At 71.8% G+C, this 19,835-nt stretch carries 17 protein-coding genes; 7 read left to right on the forward strand and 10 right to left on the reverse strand.

Annotated elements, in window-relative coordinates:
• Window positions 1–10: 10 nt before the first annotated feature.
• Window positions 11–3,502, reverse strand: coding sequence for a DNA polymerase III subunit alpha (dnaE, locus tag ACT80S_RS01455; RefSeq protein WP_377411721.1), 3,492 nt, complete (start codon window positions 3,500–3,502; stop codon window positions 11–13).
• Between the two features lie 56 nt (window positions 3,503–3,558).
• On the opposite strand from dnaE, the gene ACT80S_RS01460 reads away from it, so the two are divergent.
• Window positions 3,559–4,296 carry a sulfurtransferase gene (locus ACT80S_RS01460; protein ID WP_377411723.1) on the forward strand — a complete coding sequence of 246 codons (738 nt, stop codon included), beginning with the start codon at window positions 3,559–3,561 and terminating at the stop codon, window positions 4,294–4,296.
• A 13-nt stretch (window positions 4,297–4,309) separates the two neighbouring features.
• Here the strand turns inward: ACT80S_RS01460 and ACT80S_RS01465 are convergent, their stop codons facing one another.
• From ACT80S_RS01465 to ACT80S_RS01485, 5 genes are all read right to left on the reverse strand, one after another.
• On the reverse strand, window positions 4,310–5,005 hold the full coding sequence (locus ACT80S_RS01465) for a DUF599 domain-containing protein (RefSeq protein ID WP_377411725.1): 696 nt from the start codon (window positions 5,003–5,005) through the stop codon (window positions 4,310–4,312).
• A 66-nt stretch (window positions 5,006–5,071) separates the two neighbouring features.
• On the reverse strand, window positions 5,072–5,962 hold the full coding sequence (locus ACT80S_RS01470) for a pirin family protein (RefSeq protein WP_377411727.1): 891 nt from the start codon (window positions 5,960–5,962) through the stop codon (window positions 5,072–5,074).
• A gap of 16 nt (window positions 5,963–5,978) precedes the next feature.
• The gene (locus ACT80S_RS01475; RefSeq protein WP_377411729.1) at window positions 5,979–6,539 is read right to left on the reverse strand and encodes a flavodoxin family protein; all 561 of its coding nucleotides are present in this window, start codon (window positions 6,537–6,539) and stop codon (window positions 5,979–5,981) included.
• A 62-nt stretch (window positions 6,540–6,601) separates the two neighbouring features.
• Window positions 6,602–7,027: a DoxX family protein gene (locus ACT80S_RS01480; protein ID WP_377411731.1), complete on the reverse strand. Its 426-nt coding sequence runs from the start codon at window positions 7,025–7,027 to the stop codon at window positions 6,602–6,604.
• Between the two features lie 44 nt (window positions 7,028–7,071).
• Complete coding sequence (locus ACT80S_RS01485; protein WP_377411733.1) at window positions 7,072–7,773, reverse strand: pirin family protein; 702 nt, start codon at window positions 7,771–7,773, stop codon at window positions 7,072–7,074.
• A gap of 117 nt (window positions 7,774–7,890) precedes the next feature.
• Between ACT80S_RS01485 and ACT80S_RS01490 the strand changes: the two genes are divergently transcribed.
• Genes ACT80S_RS01490 through trmB form a run of 4 tightly spaced genes read left to right on the forward strand, consistent with a single transcriptional unit; the run spans window position 7,891 to window position 11,603 of the window.
• Window positions 7,891–8,841: a LysR substrate-binding domain-containing protein gene (locus ACT80S_RS01490; protein WP_377412610.1), complete on the forward strand. Its 951-nt coding sequence runs from the start codon at window positions 7,891–7,893 to the stop codon at window positions 8,839–8,841.
• 18 nt (window positions 8,842–8,859) lie between these two features.
• Window positions 8,860–9,957, forward strand: a complete 1,098-nt coding sequence (locus ACT80S_RS01495) for an NAD(P)/FAD-dependent oxidoreductase (RefSeq protein ID WP_377411735.1) — start codon at window positions 8,860–8,862, stop codon at window positions 9,955–9,957.
• A gap of 24 nt (window positions 9,958–9,981) precedes the next feature.
• Window positions 9,982–10,890 (forward strand): tRNA glutamyl-Q(34) synthetase GluQRS, encoded by a 909-nt coding sequence (gene gluQRS, locus ACT80S_RS01500; protein WP_377411737.1) that lies wholly within the window; start codon window positions 9,982–9,984, stop codon window positions 10,888–10,890.
• Entirely contained in the window at window positions 10,887–11,603 is a 717-nt protein-coding gene (gene trmB / locus ACT80S_RS01505) for a tRNA (guanosine(46)-N7)-methyltransferase TrmB (protein WP_377411739.1), read from the forward strand. The genes gluQRS and trmB overlap by 4 nt, the downstream gene beginning before the upstream one ends.
• On the opposite strand, the gene ACT80S_RS01510 is transcribed toward trmB, so the two are convergent.
• From ACT80S_RS01510 to alaS, 4 genes are all read right to left on the reverse strand, one after another.
• On the reverse strand, window positions 11,604–12,899 hold the full coding sequence (locus ACT80S_RS01510) for a hypothetical protein (RefSeq protein ID WP_377411741.1): 1,296 nt from the start codon (window positions 12,897–12,899) through the stop codon (window positions 11,604–11,606).
• A 67-nt stretch (window positions 12,900–12,966) separates the two neighbouring features.
• Window positions 12,967–13,416 (reverse strand): CesT family type III secretion system chaperone, encoded by a 450-nt coding sequence (locus ACT80S_RS01515; RefSeq protein WP_377411743.1) that lies wholly within the window; start codon window positions 13,414–13,416, stop codon window positions 12,967–12,969.
• A gap of 172 nt (window positions 13,417–13,588) precedes the next feature.
• Entirely contained in the window at window positions 13,589–14,383 is a 795-nt protein-coding gene (locus tag ACT80S_RS01520) for a dienelactone hydrolase family protein (RefSeq protein WP_377411745.1), read from the reverse strand.
• Window positions 14,384–14,478: 95 nt separating this feature from the next.
• Window positions 14,479–17,115: an alanine--tRNA ligase gene (gene alaS, locus ACT80S_RS01525; RefSeq protein ID WP_377411747.1), complete on the reverse strand. Its 2,637-nt coding sequence runs from the start codon at window positions 17,113–17,115 to the stop codon at window positions 14,479–14,481.
• A 146-nt stretch (window positions 17,116–17,261) separates the two neighbouring features.
• On the opposite strand from alaS, the gene ACT80S_RS01530 reads away from it, so the two are divergent.
• Entirely contained in the window at window positions 17,262–18,740 is a 1,479-nt protein-coding gene (locus ACT80S_RS01530) for an NAD-dependent succinate-semialdehyde dehydrogenase (RefSeq protein ID WP_377411749.1), read from the forward strand.
• Window positions 18,741–18,771: 31 nt separating this feature from the next.
• Window positions 18,772–19,689, forward strand: a complete 918-nt coding sequence (gene cysK, locus ACT80S_RS01535) for a cysteine synthase A (RefSeq protein WP_377411750.1) — start codon at window positions 18,772–18,774, stop codon at window positions 19,687–19,689.
• Window positions 19,690–19,835 lie beyond the last annotated feature (146 nt).

Here is a 19,835-nt window from a genome sequence, read left to right on the forward strand (position 1 = left end):
ACGAAGCCTCTCAGGCCTCGTAGACGATCTGCGCCTGCCCCTGGTCCGCCTGGGCCATCCAGCTGGCCAAGGCGGCGTCGCTGGGGAAGAAGCGGGCCTCCTCGCCGAGCAGCAGTTCGGCCACCGCCTGCTCGCGGCGCACGGCCAGGCGCACCGGCAGGCCGCGCACCAGTTCGCCCTGCTCACTCTCGATGCGCTGCGGCGGGAACTCACGCACCAGGCGGTGGATGTCGGGCGCGCGCCCGTTGACGGCCACCTTCAGGTACTTGCCGAAGCGGCAGCGCGCGGTGGCCAGGTCCCAGACCTGCTGCACGTTCAGGCGGAAGCCGCCGGAAAAGCGATCCGGCTGCATCTTGGCCATGACGATCACCAGCTCGTCGTCCTTGAGCAGGTTGCGGCTGGCGTTGATGACGGACTCGTCGGCCACCGCCTCGATCATCCCGGACTTGTCATCGAGCTTGAAGATCGCGACCTTGCCGCGCTGGCCGTTGATCACCCGCAGGTCGCTGATGATGCCGGCGATCAGCTGCGGCTCGCGCGAGTCGATCAGGTCGTCGATGGTGCGCCGGGCGAAGCGGCGCACCTCGGCGGCCACCTCGTCGAACAGGTGGCCCGAGAGGTAGAAGCCCACCGCCGTCTTCTCGAAGGTGAGGCGCTCCTTCACGCCCCAGGGCGTGGCCTCCACCAGGTCGGGCTCGGTGGTGCTGGCGCCATGCGTGTCGTCGCCCAGGTCGAACAGGCCGCCCTGGTTGGCGTTGGCCTCGGCGGCGATGGCGAACTCCCAGGCGCGGTCGATGCTGGCCACCAGGGAGGCGCGATTGAGCTGGATCGCGTCGAAAGCGCCGGCCTTGATCAGGGCCTCCACCGTGCGCTTGTTGATGCGGCTGCGGTCTATGCGCTTGACGAAGTCGAACAGGCTCGTGAACGGCCCGCTCTCGGAGCCGGAGGGGCCGCTGCCCTTGCCTTCGCGCGCCGCCACGATCGCCTCGATGGCCGACTGGCCCGTGCCCTTGACCGCGCCCAGGCCGTAGCGGATCACCTTGTCCGTGACCGGCTCGAAGCGGTAGACGCCGCGGTTCACGTCCGGCGGCTCGAAGGTGATGCCGAAGTTCTTGACCGCGTCCTCGAACAGCACCTTGAGCTTGTCGGTGTCGTCCATTTCCACGGTCATGTTGGCGCAGAAGAACTCCGCCGTGTAATGAACCTTGAGCCAGCCCGTGTGGTACGCCAGCAGCGAGTAGGCGGCGGCGTGCGACTTGTTGAAGCCGTAGCCGGCGAACTTCTCCATCAGGTCGAAGATCTCGTCGGCCTTCTCCTGCGGGATGTCGTTCTTGGCCGCGCCGGCGCGGAAGATCTGCCGGTGCTCGGCCATCTCCTCGGCCTTCTTCTTGCCCATGGCCCGGCGCAGCAGGTCGGCGCCGCCGAGCGAGTAGCCGCCCAGGATCTGCGCGGTCTGCATCACCTGCTCCTGGTAGACCATGATGCCGTAGGTCTCGGAGAGCATGTCGGCCACCAGGGGGTGCGGGTACTCCACTTCCTCGCGCCCGTGCTTGCGGGCCACGAAGCTGGGGATCAGGTCCATCGGGCCCGGGCGGTACAGCGCGTTCAGGGCGATGAGGTCTTCCAGGCGGGTGGGCCGGGCGTCGCGCAGCATGCCCTGCATGCCGCGGGATTCGAACTGGAACACCGCCTCGGTCTTGCCGTCGGAGAACAGCTTGTAGGTGGCGGCGTCATCGAGCGGGATGTTCTCGAACGCGAAGTTCTCCTGGCCCTTGTGGCGCTTCATGATGAACTCGCGCGCGATCTCCAGGATCGTGAGCGTGGCCAGGCCCAGGAAGTCGAACTTCACCAGGCCGGCGGCCTCCACGTCGTCCTTGTCATACTGGCTCACCGCGGAATCGGAGCCGGGCTGCTGGTACAGGGGCGTGAAGTCGGTCAGCTTGCCCGGGGCGATCAGCACGCCGCCGGCGTGCATGCCGACGTTGCGCGTCAGGCCCTCGAGCTTCTTGGCCAGGCCGATCAGGGTCTTGACCTCGTCCTCCTTCTCCAGGCGCTCGGCCAGGATCGGCTCCTGCTCGATGGCGCCGTCGATGGTGATGTGCTGGCCGGGCTTCTGCGGCACCAGCTTGCTGATGCCGTCGCAGAAGGTGTAGCTCATGTCCAGCACGCGGCCGACGTCGCGGATGGCGGCCTTGGCCGCCATGGTGCCGAAGGTGGCGATCTGGGACACGGCGTCGCGGCCGTACTTGTCCTTCACGTACTCGATGACCCGGTCGCGGTTGCCCTGGCAGAAGTCGATGTCGAAGTCGGGCATCGACACCCGCTCCGGGTTCAGGAAACGCTCGAACAGCAGGTTGTACTGCAGCGGGTCGAGGTCGGTGATCTTCAGCGCGTAGGCGACCAGCGAGCCGGCGCCGGAGCCCCGGCCCGGGCCCACCGGGCAGCCGTTGTTCTTGGCCCAGTTGATGAAGTCGCCCACGATCAGGAAGTAGCCCGGGAACCCCATCTTGAGGATGGTGCTGATCTCGAACTCCAGGCGCTCCACGTAGCGGGGCATTTCCTTTTCGCGCTGCGCCTCGTCGGGGTAGAGGTGCGCCATGCGCTCCTTCAGGCCCTCGTGCGAGGCGAAGCGGAAGTACTCCTCCATCGGCATGCCGTTGGGCGTCGGGAAGTGCGGCAGGCGCGGCTTGCCCAGCTCCAGGGTCAGGCTGCAGCGGCGGGCGATCTCCACCGTGTTGGCGATGGCCGAGGGCACGTCGGCGAACAGCGCCTCCATCTGGGCGCTGGACTTGAAATACTGCTCGCGGGTGAACTTGCGCACGCGGCGCTGGTTGCCCAGGATCTCGCCCTCGGAGATGCACACGCGCGCCTCGTGGGCCTCGTAGTCGTCCTCGGTGAGGAACTGGATCGGGTGGGTGGCGACCACGGGCAGGTGCAGCTTGGCGGCCAGTTGCACCGCGGCGGCCACATGGGCCTCGTCGTCGGCGCGGCCGGCGCGCTGCAGCTCGATGTAGAAGCGGTGCGGGAACACGCCCGCCAGCGCCAGCGCCGCCTGGCTGGCGCGGTGCGCGTCGCCCTGCACCAGGGCCTGGCCCACCGGCCCGGCCTGCGCGCCGGACAGCGCGATCAGCCCCTCGCCCAGCTCCTGCAGCCACTCGAGCTTGCACACGGCCTGGGCCTTGACCACGTTGGCGGTCCAGCCGCGGGCCAGGATCTCGCACAGGTTCAGGTAGCCCTGGCGGCTTTGCACCAGCAGCACGATGCGCGAGACCTGGGCGGCGTCCTTGCCCAGGCCCTGGAGCATGACCTCGGCGCCCAGCACCGGCTTGACGCCCGTGCTGCGGCCGGCCTTGTAGAACTTGATGCCGCCGAACAGGTTGTTCAGGTCGGTGATGGCCATGGCCGGCTGGCCATCGGCCGCTGCGGCCTTCAGGGTGTCGTCGATGCGGCAGGTGCCGTCGACCACGGAGAACTCGGAATGCAGGCGCAGGTGGACGAACATAGCCTGCGATTGTAGGAAGTCGCCGGGGGTTGACCCCGCCTAAAATCCGTGGCCTCGTGCCTGAAATCCTCAACGTTTCCGCCTACAAGTTCGTCGAACTCGACGACTGCCCCGCCCTGCGCGAGCGCCTGCTCGCCGACGCCCTGGCCTGCGGCCTGAAGGGCACCATCCTGCTGGCCACCGAGGGCATCAACCTGTTCCTGGCCGGCGAGGCGCAGGCCCTGCGCGGCTTCCTGGCGCGCCTGCAGTCCGACCCGCGCCTGGGCGGCCTGCCGGTCAAGGAGAGCTGGTCGGCCCACCAGCCGTTCCGCAAGATGCTGGTGAAGGTCAAGCGCGAGATCATCCGCATGAACCACCCCACCATCCGCCCGCAGGACGGCCGCGCCCCGGCGGTCGACGCGCTCACCGTGCGCCGCTGGCTGGACCAGGGGCATGACGACGCCGGCCGCCCGGTGGTGACGCTGGACACGCGCAACGCCTTCGAGGTGGACCACGGCACCTTCGAGGGCGCGATCGACTGGCGCATCACCAAGTTCAGCGACTTCCCGCAGGCCGTGCAGGACCACCGCGCCGACCTCGAGGGCAAGACCGTGGTGAGCTTCTGCACCGGCGGCATCCGCTGCGAGAAGGCCGCGATCTACCTGCAGGAGGCCGGCCTGGACAACGTGTGGCAGCTCGAAGGCGGCATCCTGCGCTACTTCGAGGAAGCCGGCGGCGCCCATTACCGGGGCGGCTGCTTCGTGTTCGACGAGCGCGAGGCGCTCGACCCGGCGCTCGCGCCCGCCCGCGACTGAGCCCGCGGCGGGCTCAGCCCCGCAGGACGGTGAGCACCTGCGAGTGGAACTCGCGCCCGTACAGCACCGCGACCACCAGCGCCGCGCCGACCGCGAAGGCCAGCGGCGAGACGAACCAGGCGATGGCGGCGAAGGCGAAGTAGTAGGCCCGCACGCCGTCGTTGAACGACTCCGCGGCCATGCCCACGAGGGCCGCGCCCTGGTCCGCCACCGCCTCGCGGTCCTTGCGGCCGGCCGCGAACTCGCCGGGCGCAGGCATGGCACCCAGCATCAGAGCGGCGAAGGTGTACTGGCGGATCGACCAGGTGAAGCGGAAGAACGCGAAGGTGAAGATCACCAGCAGCAGCACCAGCTTCAGGTCGAACTGCAGCATGTTGGTGCGGGCGGCGAAGGGCAGCTCGCGCACCACCTCGGCGGCCTTGTCGGTGGTGCCCAGGAGCGCCAGCAGGCCGCCGATGATGATGATGGTGGTCGAGGCGAAGAACGAGGGGCTGGAGGACAGGCTCTGCACGATCACGCCGTCGACCACGCGCGGATCGCGCTGGGTGGCCTGGAACAGCCAGGCGCGGCGCCAGCGGTTGGTGATCGCCAGCAGGGTCTGGCCGCGCGCGCTCGCGGCGCGCGAGTACCAGGCATAGCCCCACCAGACGGCGATGAACCAGGCCAGCGCGAGCCAGTCGTACCAGGGGAAGACGTCGGTCAGGGACATGCCGCGCATCATAGAGGCGCGGCATGCCTCCTCACGTGCCGGCACGCGTCGGCCGGCCCGCGGCGCTCAGAGCGGCGGCGCCTGCACGAAGCGCTGCGCCGGCAGGGGGATGGATTCGGTCTCGCCCGGCACCGGCGCGAAGCGGCCGGCCTCCCAGTCGGCCGCGGCCTGGTGGATCCGCTCGGGGCGGGAGTGGACGAAGTTCCACCACATGTGGCGCGGGCCCAGCGGCTCGCCGCCGACCACCGCGATGCGGCTGGCGTCGCGCGCCTCGATGCGCGTCCCCTGCCCGCCCTCCAGCACGCGCATGCGCCGCGCGGCCAGCGGCTGGCCGTCGACCACCGCCTCACCTTCGACCAGGTACAGCGCCAGCTCGGTCGCTACGGCGGGCAGGTCCAGCGTGGCGCCGGCGGGCAGCTGCAGGTCCAGGTAGGTGGTGGGCGATTCGGGTCGCACCGGCGAGCGCGCGCCGAAGGCCTCGCCCACCAGCACGCGCACCCGGGCGCCGCCCAGGTCCAGCACGGGGATGGCAGCCGCCGGCGTGTGGGTAAAGGCCGGCTCGGCCTCCTCCAGCGCCTCGGGCAGGGCCACCCACAGCTGCAGGCCGTGCACCACCATCTCGGTCTGGCGCAGCGCCTGCGGACGGCGCTCGGAGTGCACGATGCCGCGCCCGGCGCGCATCCAGTTGATGGCGCCGGGCTCGATCAGTTGTTCGCAGCCGAGGCTGTCGCGATGCATCATCGCGCCCTCGTACAGGTAGGTCACGGTGGCCAGGCCGATGTGCGGGTGCGGCCGCACATCATGGCTGGCGCCCGGGACCTGGGTCACCGGGCCGAAATGGTCGAAGAAGACGAAGGGCCCCACGCTGCGGCGGCGCGCCGCCGGCAGCAGGCGGCGCACGGTGAAGCCACCGCCCAGGTCCTTGTCGTGTCCCGTCAGTTCGAGCCCGGTGGACATGGCCGTCACCCGGGCCTTACTTGGCCCACTTGCGGGCGACTTCCGCCACGCGGGCGCCGAACTGGCGCGAGGTCTCGAGGTCGCCGGGCAGCATCTCGGCCACCGAGGCGTCGGAGGGCGTGGTGGCCATGGCGCCGGCGGAGGCGCCCATCCAGTTCACGTCGTTGCGGGTGGCGGCCTTGCTGTTGGACGGCATCATGCCGGTGCCGACCCACACGCCGCCGTGCTGCATGGCCAGCGTCATGAAGTAGCTCATGGTGCTGTTCTTGTCGCCGTTGGTGCTGGCGCTGTTGGTGAAGCCGGCGAAGACCTTGTTCTTCCAGGCCTGGGTGAACCAGGCCTTGGAGGAGGCGTCGGCGAACTTCTTGAACTGCCAGCTCGCGCCGCCCATGTAGGTCGGCGAGCCGAAGATGATGGCGTCGGCGTTCAGCAGCTGGTCCCAGCCGCCTTCGGGCAGGTTGCCCTCGGCGTCGATGGCCACCAGGTGGGCGGTGGCGCCGGCGCCTTCGGCGACGGCCTGGGCCTGGCGCTGGGTGTGGCCGTAGCCGGAGTGGTAGACGATAGCGATGGATGCCATGGTTCTTGTCCTGAGTCAGTGGGTGATGGAAAGTGCCCCGGGGGGCGGAAATGGGTGGCGCGTCAATCGCGCTTGAGGCGGGCGTCCAGGCTGAAGCCGCCGGCGCCGAAGGCCGCGAAGGCGAGCAGGCCGCCGGCGATGCCCAGGTTCTTGAAGAACATGATCTGCTGGATCATGACCTTGTCCGCCGGCATGGCCCAGTAGTTGTGGAAGAACACGCCGGCCACGACGGTGAAGGCCGCCAGCACCAGGGCCACCAGGCGCGTGCGGTAGCCCGCCAGCAGCAGCAGGCCCAGGCCCAGCTCCACGATGATGGCGATGGCGACGCCGAGCTGCGGCATCGGCAGGCCGACCGAGGCGATGTAGCCGGCGGTGCCCTCGAAGCCGCCGATCTTGCCGTAGCCGGCGGGCACGAAGAGCGCGGCCAGCAGGATGCGGCCAGCCAGGCTCAAGAGGTCCTGCAGCTTGTCGTTGGGGGAAGCGGTCACGGTGTTTCTCCTTGGAATGAAGTTGAAAGGAAAAGAGGGAAGGGTCAGGCGGGCAGGTCGAACACCAGCACCTCGGCCTCGCGGCCGGCGGCCAGGCGCACGGCCTGCTCGCCTTCGAGCTTGGCGGCGTCGCCGCCCTTGAGGGGCGTGCCGTTGACGGTGAGCTCGCCGCGCACCAGGTGCACGTAGGCCTTGCGGCCGGCGGCCAGGGGGAGTTCGGCGGACTCGGCGCCGTCGAACAGGCCGGCATGCAGGCGGGCGTCGGCATGGATCGTCACGCTGCCCTGCGCGCCGTCGGGCGAGGCGACCAGGCGCAGGCGGCCGCGCTTGTCGGCCTCGGCGAAGGTCTTCTGCTCGTAGCTCGGGGCGATGCCGGTCTCGTTCGGCTCGATCCAGATCTGCAGGAAATGCGTCACCTGGGCCGGCGCGTGGTTGAACTCGCTGTGCATCACGCCGGAGCCCGCGCTCATGCGCTGGACGTCGCCGGGCGGGATGCCCTTGACGTTGCCCATGCTGTCCTTGTGCGCGAGGTTGCCCTCGAGCACGTAGCTGATGATCTCCATGTCGCGGTGACCATGCGTGCCGAAGCCGGTGCCCGGGGCGATGCGGTCCTCGTTGATCACGCGCAGCGGGCCGAAGCCCATGTGCGCGGGGTCGTAGTAGCCGGCGAAGGAGAAGCTGTGGTACGAGTCGAGCCAGCCGTGGTTGGCGTGGCCGCGGTCCTGGGATTTGCGCAGGGTCAACATGTCCGGTCTCCTTTCGTGCTGGGGTGCGTTGGCGTCCCGATGGAGGGACTGTAGGGGCCGGCCCCGCCTCCCGGAGCCTCCGCGTTTGATGGCATCATTCAAAAAAACTGAATGCCCATGCCCAGCCCGCGCGAAGTCCTCACCCCGGAGACCCTGGCCCTGCTGCAGGCGGTGGCGCGGGCCGGCAGCTTCGCTGCCGCGGCGCGCGAGCTGGGGCTGGTGCCCAGCGCGGTGACCTACCGGGTGCGCCAGGTGGAGGACGCGCTGGACGCCCTGCTGTTCGACCGCGCCTCGCGCCAGGCCCGCCTGACGCCCGCCGGCACCGAACTGCTGCGCGAGGGAGAGCGCCTCCTGGGCGAGGTGGACGCGGTGGCCAACCGGGTGCGCCGCGTGGCCACCGGCTGGGAGTCGCAGCTCACGATCGCGGTGGACACCATCATCTCCTGCAGCACGGTGATGGAGCTGGCCCACGACTTCTTCGAGGTGGCGCCGCAGACCCGCCTGCGCCTGCGCGACGAGGCGCTCTCGGGCACGCTGGAGGCGCTGGTCTCCGGCCAGGCCGACCTGGCGCTGGGCGTGTCGCTGGAGGCCGGCACCGCGCCCGGCATCCGCAGCCAGGTCCTGGGCGAGATCGGCTTCGTGTTCGCCGTGGCGCCGCACCACCCGCTGGCCCGCGCGCCCGGGCCGCTGGACGACGACCTGCTGGTCAAGCACCGCGCCGTCGCGGTGGCCGACTCGGTCACGCGCGGCAGCGGCATGACCCTGGGCCTGCTGGCGGGGCAGGACGTGCTCACCGTGCCCACCATGCGCGCCAAGCTCGACGCCCAGCTGCGCGGGCTGGGCGCGGGCTTCCTGCCCGAGCCGCTGGCGCGCCCCTACATCGAGTCGGGCCGGCTGGTCGAGCGCCCGGTGCGCCGCCCGGACCGCCTGACCCGCACCAGCTACGCCTGGCGCGACACCGGCGGCCTCGGTCCCGGGCTGGCGCTCCAGTGGTGGCTCGACCGCCTCGAAACACCGGCCACCCGCCGAGCCCTCCTGGATCGCCCGGGTGGCCCCACCCTGCCGTGATGACACAATCGACCGACCATGCCGCGCAAGACCTCCAAGACCCTCGCCTCGCCCGCCGCTGACACGGCGGTCTCCAACCCCCCGCGCCGCATCGCCGTCATCGGCGCGGGCGTCGCCGGCCTGGCCTGCGCCCGCACCCTGGCGCAGGCGGGGCACGAGGTCATCGTGTTCGAGAAGAGCCGCGGCTTCGGCGGCCGCATGGCCTGCCGGCAGACGCCCTTCGGCGGCTTCGACCACGGCGCCCAGTACTTCACCGTGCGCGACGAGCGCTTCGAGCGCGTGCTCCAGCTCACGCCCGGCCTGGTGCGCCCCTGGAGCGCCAACGCGGTGCGCGTGCTGGACCCGCATGGCCGCGTGGCAGAGGCCGCGCGCACCGGCGTCGAGGCGCACTGGGTGCCGGTCCCCGGCATGAACGCGCTGGCGCGCGCCTGGGCCCAGCCCCTGGCCGACGCCGGCCGGGTGCACCTGGAGACCCAGGCCACCCGCATCGAGCGCGACGCCATCGACCAGGCCCGCTGGCAGCTGCACACCGCCGGCCCCGGCGACACGGTGCATGTGCACTCCGGCTTCGACCAGGTGCTGCTGGCCATCCCCTCGGTGCAGGCGGCGGACCTGCTGCGCGCCTCCTCGCTGGCGCCCGATTTCGTCAAGCGCATCGGCCAGGTGCAGGTTGCGCCGTGCTGGACGCTGATGGTCGCCTTCCCGCAGGCCCAGCAGCCCGGCATGTTCCACCTCGGGCCGCAGTGGAATGCGGCCATGAGCACGCACCACCGCATCACCTGGCTCTCGCGCGAGTCGTCCAAGCCCGGGCGCGCGCTGATCGAGCGCTGGACGGTGCAGGCCAGCCCGGAGTGGTCGCTCGAGCACCTGGAGGACGACCCCCAGCGCGTGGCCGCCAAGCTGCTCAAGGGCTTCGCCGAGGTCACCGGCATCCGCGCCGAGCCGACCCATGCCCAGGTGCACCGCTGGCGCTTCGCCAAGACCCAGGTGCCGCTGGGCCAGTCCTTCCTGTGGGATGCGAAGTCCGGCCTGGGCGTGTGCGGCGACTGGTGCCTGGGCCACCGCGTCGAGGACGGTTTCGTCTCCGGCCTGGAGCTCGCCCTGGCCGCGGCCTGAGGCCGCCGAGCGCCTGCGCGGGCCTTGAGCTACACCGGCCGCTTCGCCCCCTCCCCTACCGGCGCGCTGCACGCCGGCTCGCTGGTCGCCGCGCTGGCCAGCTGGCTGGACGCGCGCGCCCACGGCGGGCGCTGGCTGGTGCGCATCGAGGACGTGGACACGCCGCGCTGCGTGCCCGGCGCCGACCGCGAGATCCTGCGCCAGCTCGCCGCCTGCGGCCTGGTTCCCGACGCGCCGCCGGTGTGGCAGTCGGCCCGCGGCGCGCACTACCAGGCGGCCCTGGACCGGCTCGCCGCCGCCGGCCTGGCCTATCCCTGCGGCTGCTCGCGCAAGGACATCGAGCAGGCCCTGCAGGCGGCCGGCCATGCCCGCGAGCGCCACGGCGAGCTGGTCTACCCCGGCACCTGCCGCGACGGCCTGCACGGCAGGCCCGCGCGGGCCTGGCGCTTCCTCACCCGCGACGCCGGCACCCTCGAATGGACCGACCGCCGCCTCGGCCCGCAGCGCCAGGACCTGGCCCGCGAGGTCGGCGACTTCGTGCTGCGCCGGGCCGACGGCCTGTGGGCCTACCAGCTCGCGGTGGTGGTGGACGACGCCGACCAGGGCATCACCGACGTCGTGCGCGGCGAGGACCTGGCCGACAACACCGCGCGCCAGGTGGCCCTGCAGCGCGCGCTGGGCCTGCCCACGCCGCGCTACCTGCACACGCCGCTGGTGCTGGGCCCCAACGGCGAGAAGCTGTCCAAGCAGAACGGCGCCGCACCGCTGGACCTGGCCGACCCGCTCCAGCGGCTGCGCGAGGCCGGGGCCTGCCTCGGCCTGGACATCGCCGGCGCGCACGCCGCGGCATCCGCCACCGCCGCCACCGGCACCCGCATCGCCGCCTGGCTCGCCGCGGCGACCCGCGCCTGGGCCGCGACAATACGGGGATGACTGATTCCAAGGAAACGCCCGAGGGGACCCCTCCCGAAGGCGTGCAGCACCCCCGCACCATCCGCAGCTTCGTGCGCCGCGCCGGCCGCACCACCACCGGCCAGGCCAAGGCGTTCGAGGTCTACGGCCCGCAGTTCCTGCTGCCCTACACCGGCCAGCCGCTGGACTTCACCGCCGCCTTCGGCCGACCCGCCCCCACCATCCTGGAGATCGGCTTCGGCATGGGCGAGGCCACGGCCCACATCGCCGGCGTCCGCCCGCAGGACAACTTCCTGTGCTGCGAGGTGCACGAGCCGGGCGTCGGCGCGCTGCTCAAACGCATCGGCGAGCAGGGCCTGACCAACATCCGCATCTGCGCGCACGACGCGGTGGAAGTCGTCGACCACATGCTGCCCGAGGGCAGCCTGGCCGGCATCCACGTGTTCTTCCCCGACCCGTGGCACAAGCTTCGCCACAACAAGCGCCGCCTGATCCAGCCGCCGCTGGTGGCCCGCCTCGCGAAGCGCCTGGCGCCCGGCGGCTACTTCCACTGCGCCACCGACTGGGAGCCCTACGCGCAGCAGATGCTCGAGGTGCTGGGCGCCGAGCCGCTGCTGAAAAACACCGCCGAGGGCTTCGCGCCCAAGCCGGACTACCGCCCCCTCACCAAGTTCGAGAACCGCGGCCTGAAGCTGGGCCACGGGGTGTGGGACGTGGTGTTCCGGCGAGCCTGATCAGGCGTCACGCATCACCCGCCGGTCCGGCGCGCCCTCCCCCAGCAGCCGGGGCGCGGGATGCACCCGCACTGGCGCGGCCTCCTCGTCGGCCACCGCCTCGGTCAGGAAGTCGCCGGACTGTGGCGGCAACTCGGCCAGCGCGCTGCGGTGCCTGGCCAGCGTCCCCAGCGCCCGCTGCGGATCGATCAGCGCCCAGGCCACCGCCGACAGCGCCGGCGCCAGGTGCTGCGGCGCCATCAGCGTCAGCGCCACGCTGGTGTCGAGGAACAGGGCATTGAAGAACAGCCGCAGGCTGGCGCGGTCGCGCAGGTTCTCCGTGAGCCGGCGCACCGCGTCGAGGCAGCGCCCCGACTCGGGCCGCGCCGCCGCACCCGGTTGGGGCGGCGCCAGGGCCTCGTCGGTGGCCAGGCCCCGGGCCCCCAGGACGGCGGCGTCGATCGCCGTCGCGGCCAGGGTCTGCAGGCCCTCGATCAGGGCGATGCCCACCCCCACCGACAACGACGACAGGTAGTGGTCCAGCCACGGCCCCTCGCCGAAGGCGGGCGGCTCGGCCACGCCGAGGGACTCGGCCACCCGCGGCATCACGTGGGCGCTGACGCCCCACACCGCCAGGGCATAGGGCACCAGGGCCGGCACCGTCATGCCGCCCAGGGTCGCCAGCCCCCGGGCCGGCGCCTGCGGCCCCGCCAGCAGGGCGTGCTGGTACGCGAGGGTGCCGGGGGCCACCGTGCGGCCGTCCGGCCCCGCCAGCCGCGTCGGCAGCGCCATGCCGGCGCTCAGGTCCGCCGCCACGTCCGAGACCAGGCCCTGCACCACCCGCCCGGCATTGATGGCGAGCAACTGGGCGCCCAGGCGCTGCGCGTCGCGGTCGCCGCACAGGGCCACCGTCGCGGGCACGAGCGAGGCCGCCAGGGCCAGCGAGGTCCCGATGGCCTTGCAGGTGCGGCCGACGGCCTGCGGCCGGCCCGGCGCCTGCGCCGCCGCCCGCACGCCCTCGACGGCGACCTCGACCCCGCGCACCATGCCCAGCCCCGAGGCGCCGATCACCAGCCCGTTGGCCACCACGCCGGCGGTGCGCGGGCCGGTGGCCGAGCAGGCGTAGGTGCCGGCCTTGGCGAGCAGGCCGACCATCAGCACACCGAAGGTATGCAGGCAGCCCCGCACGCCGGCGCGGGCGACGGTGGCCAGCGAGCGGCCGAGGGGCACGGGCACGCCGGAGGGCGGCTCGGGCGGGTCGTCCGGCACCTGCCATGGCTGCGGGGCCGCGAGGGCGGGTCTGTCGTTGCGGATCATGGGCATGCTCCCGGGTTGGAAACGGCGGAATCGGGTATCGGCGGCCGCGGGGCCGGGCCTCGGCCTGTCAGGCCAGGTCGGCGGGGACGGGGTGCGCGTCCTGCGGCGGAAAGGGGTCGTCGCGCCAGCGCGCCACCGCCTCGGTGATGGCGCCGAGGCTGCGGCCCAGGCCCCCGGGATCCGCCTCGGTGAGCCGGAAGCCCTGGTGGTACATGACATGCCCCGTGGTGGGGTCGAGGCCGAACGCCGGCGAGCGCTCGCCCAGCATCAGGAAGTTGGACTCGAGCAGCACGCGGAAGGCCTCGGCCTGGCGCTGCACGGGCGGCGGCCCGAAGTCCACCAGCATCACCGCCGCCGCGGCGTCCCCGGCGCGCGCCTGCACCAGGCCGATGCGCACGCCCTGGTAGTCGAGGCTGAAGGTCGGCGGCCCCTCGCCCTCCGGCTCCAGCCGGGGCGCGGCCACGCCCGCCGCCGCGCAGACCTGGCGGCAGAAATCCTCGAAGTGCTGTGATGGCATGCGCAGGCCCTCCCCGGGCGACGGCTGTTGGACGTCCTGCGATGACGCAAAACGTATGCCTTTTCTCGTCGGGAGTCAGGCCGCCGCCAGCCTCGCACGCCAGCCTCGCACGCCAGCCTCGCACGCCAGCCCCACGCGCCGGACGCGAGCGCCGGACGCGGGCGCGACCGGCTCAGCGCAGGGCGGTGTCCAGCACCTCGGCCAGGCGACGGTAGGCCGCCTCACGGGCCGCCGGGTTCGGCCCCGTGTGCACGCCCATCTCCGGGCGCAGGCCGTTGGGAATGTCGGTGCGCAGCACCACCCGGCCCACCGGGGTGTCGAAGTCGTGGTAGCTGCCGGGGAATACATGGACCTCGGCGCCCACCGCCTGGCCCAGCTCCACGCAGGGGCCGGGCGGGGTCCAGTCGTCCAGCTCGCCAAGCATCAGCACCAGCGGCACGGCCGCCCGGTAGCCCGCGCGCAGCGAGGCGCCGCAGCCCGGGTAGAAGCCGACGGCCACGCGCGGCTGCACCGGGTGGCGGCGCACTTCCTCACGGTTCGCGTTGGTCGTGGCCAGCAGCGTGCTGCCGCCATGCGACCACCCGAGCAGCGCGATGCGGTTCGCGTCGCTCCCCGGCTGGCCCGCGGCCCAGGCCATGGCGGCCTGGGCGTCGGCGCGGCGTCCGCCGGGGTCGATGCGGCGCTCGGCGAATTTCTGCGCGCACAGGGAATCGATGCCGCGCGGGCGCAGGCTGTCGGGAAACACCGCCAGGTAGCCGCGGGCCTGCAGCCACTCGCCCATGGCGTGGTGCCGCGGGTTGAGCCGCCCGGCCCGTGCGCCCGCCCGGGCATACAGGCCGCCGCAGCCATGCAGGGCCACCACCGCGCCGCGCGGCGGGCCCTCGGGGCGGTAGACCCAGGCCTGCAGGGGCGTGCCGTCCAGGCTGTCGAAGGCGACGGCTTCGGGCTCGGCGGCCCGGGCGCCCATGGCGGCGGCGAGGCCGCAAAGAAAAAGCCCCGCGGCCAGGCAGGCACGCAGGGCTCGGGGCGTTCGCGCGGAGGGTCGCATCACGCCGCGGGGGCTCAGGCGCGCTCGGCCACCCAGGCCTGCACCGACTGCAGCGCCGCCGGCAGGGCCGCGGCGTCGGTGCCGCCGGCCATGGCCATGTCGGGCTTGCCGCCCCCCTTGCCGCCGACCTGCTGCGCGACGAAGTTCACCAGCTCGCCGGCCTTGACCTTGCCCATGCTGTCGGCAGTGACGCCGGCGGCGATCTGTACCTTGCCGCCGTCGACGGCCGCCAGCACGATGGCCGCGGTCTTGAGCTTGTCCTTGAGCTTGTCCATGGTGTCGCGCAGCGTCTTGGCGTCGGCGCCCGCCAGGGTGGCGGCCAGCACCTTGATGCCCTTGACGTCCACCGCCTGGGAGACGAGCTCGTCGCCCTGCGAGGAGGCCAGCTTGCCCTTGAGGGCGGCGACTTCCTTCTCCAGCGCGCGGACCTGCTCCAGCACCTGGCCGAGGCGCGACTGCAGCTCGGTGGCCGGCGCCTTGAGCGTGGCGGCGGCGGCATTCACCGTGGCCTCGACCTGCTGCAGGTAGGCCAGCGCGTTGGCGCCGGTGACGGCCTCGAGGCGGCGCACGCCGGCGGCCACGCCGGACTCGGCCACCACCTTGAACAGGCCGATGTCGCCGGTGCGCGCGACGTGGGTGCCGCCGCACAGCTCGCGGCTGGTGCCGATGTCCAGCACGCGCACGGTGTCGCCGTACTTCTCGCCGAACAGCATCATCGCGCCGGTGGCCTTGGCGGACTCGATGTCCATCACGCGGGCCTGGGTGGCGTGGTTGTCCAGGATCTCGGCATTCACGCGGGCCTCGATCTCGCGGATCTGCGCCGCGGTGACGGGGGCGTTGTGGGTGAAGTCGAAGCGGGTCTTGTCGGCGTCGACCAGCGAGCCCTTCTGCTGCACGTGGTCGCCCAGCACCTCGCGCAGGGCCTTGTGCATCAGGTGCGTGACCGAGTGGTTGCGCATGGTGGCGGCGCGGCGGGCCATGTCGACCTGGGCCGTCACCGCGTCGCCCACGGCCAGCGTGCCCTCGGCGACGGTGCCGTGGTGGCCGAAGACGTCGGCCTTGATCTTCTGGGTGTCGTCCACGGTGAAGCGGGCCGAGCCGGCGACGAGGGCGCCGGCATCACCCACCTGGCCGCCGCTCTCGGCGTAGAAGGGGGTGGTGTCCAGCACCACCACGCCGACCTGGCCGGCCTTGATGTCGGCCACGGGCGTGCCGTCGACGTACAGAGCCAGCACCTTCGCGGGGGCCTCGAGCTTCTCGTAGCCGATGAAGGTGTTGCCGGCGCCGGTGTACTCCAGCGCGCGGTCCATCTTGAACTTGCCGGCGGCGCGGCCGGCGGCCTTCTGCTTTTCCATCGCCGCGTGGAAGCCGGCCTCGTCCACCGACACGTCGCGCTCGCGGCAGACGTCGGCCGACAGGTCCAGCGGGAAGCCGTAGGTGTCGTGCAGCTTGAAGGCCACCTCGCCGGGCAGGACCTTGGCGCCGTCCTTCAGGGCGGCGTCGAGGATGTCCATGCCGTTCTCGAGCGTCTCGAAGAAGCGCTCTTCTTCCGCCTTCAGCACCTCGGTGATGCGGGCGGCGTTGGCCTTCAGGCGCGGGTAGGCGTCGCCCATGAGGGCGACCAGGTCCGGCACCAGCTTGTGGAAGAAGGGCTGCTTGCGGCCCAGCTTGTAGCCGTGGCGGATGCCGCGGCGAATGATGCGGCGCTGCACGTAGCCGCGGCCTTCGTTCGACGGGATCACGCCGTCGGACACCAGGAAGGCGGTGGCGCGCACGTGGTCGGCGATCACGCGCAGCGAGGGGTTGGCCAGGTCGGTGACGCCGGTCTCGCGCGCGGCGGCCTTGATCAGCGTGTCGAACAGGTCGATCTCGTAGTTGCTGTGGACGTGCTGCAGGATGGCGGCCAGGCGCTCCAGGCCCATGCCGGTGTCCACGCAGGGCGCGGGCAGCGGGCGCAGCGAGCCATCGGGCTGCATGTCGAACTGCATGAACACGTTGTTCCAGATCTCGATGTAGCGGTCGCCGTCCTGCTCGGGGCTGCCGGGGGGGCCGCCGGCGACCTCGGGGCCATGGTCGTAGAAGATCTCGGAGCACGGGCCGCAGGGGCCGGTGTCGGCCATCATCCAGAAGTTGTCGGAGGCGTACTTGGCGCCCTTGTTGTCGCCGATGCGCACGACGCGTTCGGCGGGCAGGCCGATCTCCTTCGTCCAGATGTCGAAGGCCTCGTCGTCGTCGATGTAGACGGTGGCCCACAGGCGCTCGGCCGGCAGCTGGTAGACCTCGGTGAGCAGCTCCCAGGCCCACTTCAGCGACTCGCGCTTGAAGTAGTCGCCGAAGGACCAGTTGCCCAGCATCTCGAAGAAGGTGTGGTGGCGGGCGGTGTAGCCCACGTTCTCCAGGTCGTTGTGCTTGCCGCCGGCGCGCAGGCAGGCCTGGACCGAGGCCGCGCGCACATAGGGGCGCTTGTCGGTGCCGAGGAAGACGTCCTTGAACTGCACCATGCCGGAGTTGGTGAACATCAGCGTGGGGTCGTTGCCCGGCACCAGCGGGCTGGACTCGACCACCGTGTGGCCCTTGGCGGCGAAGAAGTCCAGGAAGGTCTTGCGGATGTCGGCGACGGTGATCGAGGGCTTGGCGTGGGTGGAGCTCATGGTCTGGGCGTGTCGTGGCCCGGGCGCGAGATGGCCCAGGCGAAGCCTGCGATTATAGGTTTCGCCCCTGCGCGTGCCGGCGCCGCCGGCAACCGGTCCGCGCCGGGCGCACAATGCGGCGCGAGACAGCCATCCAGGAGACACGAATGGACATGAAGACCTCCCCCCTCGCCCTGCTCAAGGACCCCAGCCTGCTCAAGACCGATGCCCTGGTCGGCGGCCGCTGGGTCCCGGGCGCCGGCCGCTTCGCGGTGCATGACCCGGCCACCGGCCACAAGCTGGCCGACGTGGCCAACCTCGGCCCCGCCGAGGCCGAGGCCGCCATCGCCGCCGCCGACGCCGCCTGGCCCGCGTGGCGCGCCAAGACCGCCAAGGAGCGCAGCATCCTCCTGCGCAAGTGGTTCGACCTGCTCATGGCGAACCAGGAGGACCTGGGCCGCCTCATGACCGCCGAACAGGGCAAGCCCTTCGCCGAGGCCAAGGGCGAGGTGGCCTACGCCGCCAGCTTCGTCGAGTGGTACGCCGAGGAGGCCAAGCGCATCAACGGCGAGACCCTCCCCCAGTTCGACAACAACCGCCGCCTGATGGTGGTGCGCCAGCCCATCGGCGTGTGCGCCGCGATCACGCCCTGGAATTTCCCGCTGGCCATGATCACCCGCAAGGTCGCGCCCGCCCTGGCCGCCGGTTGCCCGGTGGTGATCAAGCCCGCCGAGCTCACCCCGCTCACCGCCCTGGCCGCCGCCGAACTGGCGGTGCGCGCCGGCATCCCCGCCGGCGTCATCAACCTGGTCACCGCCGACGGCGCCAACAGCATCGCGGTCGGCAAGACCTTCTGCGCCAGCGACACGGTGCGCCACATCAGCTTCACCGGCTCCACCGAGGTCGGCCGCATCCTGATGGCGCAGAGCGCGCCCACGGTGAAGAAGCTGGCGCTGGAGCTGGGCGGCAACGCGCCCTTCATCGTCTTCGACGACGCCGACCTGGACTCCGCGGTCGAGGGCGCGATCGCCAGCAAGTACCGCAACGCCGGCCAGACCTGCGTCTGCGCCAACCGGATCTACGTGCAGGAGGGCGTGTACGACGCCTTCGTCGAGAAGTTCGCCGCCAGGGTGAAGGCCTTCAAGGTCGGCAACGGCTTCGAGGACGGCGTGGTGCAGGGCCCGCTGATCGAGGACGCGGCGCTGGAGAAGGTGCAGCGCCACGTGGAGGACGCGGTGGCCAAGGGCGGCCGCGTGGTCGCCGGCGGCAAGCGGCTGCACGGCCAGTTCTTCGAGCCCACCGTGGTGGCCGGCGCCACCGCCGACATGCTGTGCGCGCGCGAGGAGACCTTCGGCCCCTTCGCGCCGGTCTTCAAGTTCAAGACCGAGCAGGAGGCCATCGCCGCGGCGAACGACACCGAGTTCGGCCTGGCCAGCTACTTCTACAGCCGCGACGTCGGCCGCATCTTCCGCGTGAGCGAAGCGCTGGAGTACGGCATGGTGGGCATCAACGTGGGCATCATCGCCACCGAGCACGTGCCCTTCGGCGGCGTCAAGCAGTCCGGCCTGGGCCGCGAAGGCTCCGCGCACGGCATCGACGAGTACGTGGAGATGAAATACCTCTGCGTGGGCGATATCCTCAAGTAACCCGATCCACCCCCTCACGGAGACCCCCAGCATGAAGGCAGACAGCATCCTCGCCACCATCGGCGGCACCCCGCACATCCGCATCAACCGCCTGTTCGGCGGCGGCCACGAGGTGTGGGTGAAATCCGAGCGGGCCAACCCGGGCGGCTCGATCAAGGACCGCATCGCCCTGTCCATGGTCGAGGCGGCGGAGGCCAGCGGGCAGCTCAAGCCCGGCGGCACCATCATCGAGCCGACCTCGGGCAACACCGGCGTGGGCCTGGCTATGGTGGCCGCGGTCAAGGGCTACAGGCTGGTGCTGGTGATGCCAGACAGCATGTCCATCGAGCGCCGCCGCCTGATGCTGGCCTACGGCGCCACCTTCGACCTGACCCCGCGCGAAAAGGGCATGAAGGGCGCGATCGCCCGCGCCGAGGAACTCGCCGCGCAGACCCCGGGCGCCTGGATCCCGCAGCAGTTCGAGAACCCGGCCAACATCGACGTGCACGTGCGCACCACGGCGCAGGAGATCCTGGCCGACTTCCCCGAGGGACTGGACGCGATCATCACCGGCGTGGGCACCGGCGGACACATCACCGGCGTGGCCCAGGTGCTCAAGGCCAAGTGGCCGAAGCTCAAGGTCTTCGCCGTCGAGCCCGAGGCCTCGCCGGTGATCTCCGGCGGCCAGCCCGCGCCGCACCCGATCCAGGGCATCGGCGCCGGCTTCATCCCGAAGAACCTCAAGACCGAGCTGCTCGACGGCGTGATCCAGGTCGGCGCCGAGGAGGCGCGCGAATACGGCCGCCGCAGCGCCCGCGAGGAAGGCCTGCTGGTGGGCATCTCCTCGGGCGCGACGCTGGCGGCCATCGCCAAGAAGCTGCCCGAGCTGCCGGCCGGCAGCCGCGTGCTGGGCTTCAACTACGACACGGGCGAGCGTTACCTCTCGGTCGAGGGCTACCTGCCGGCCTGACCTGCCGGCCCCGGGTCGTGACGCGGCCGCCCTGGGCACCTGCCCGGGCGGCCGCGGCGCTTTCCGCCTCCTACATGCGCGGCGGGCGGCAGACGACGTCGCCCGTCGCCCGGCCTCGTGAAAGTGGCTGCCTCACCCGATGTACC

This window comes from Ramlibacter sp. MAHUQ-53, assembly GCF_052600055.1.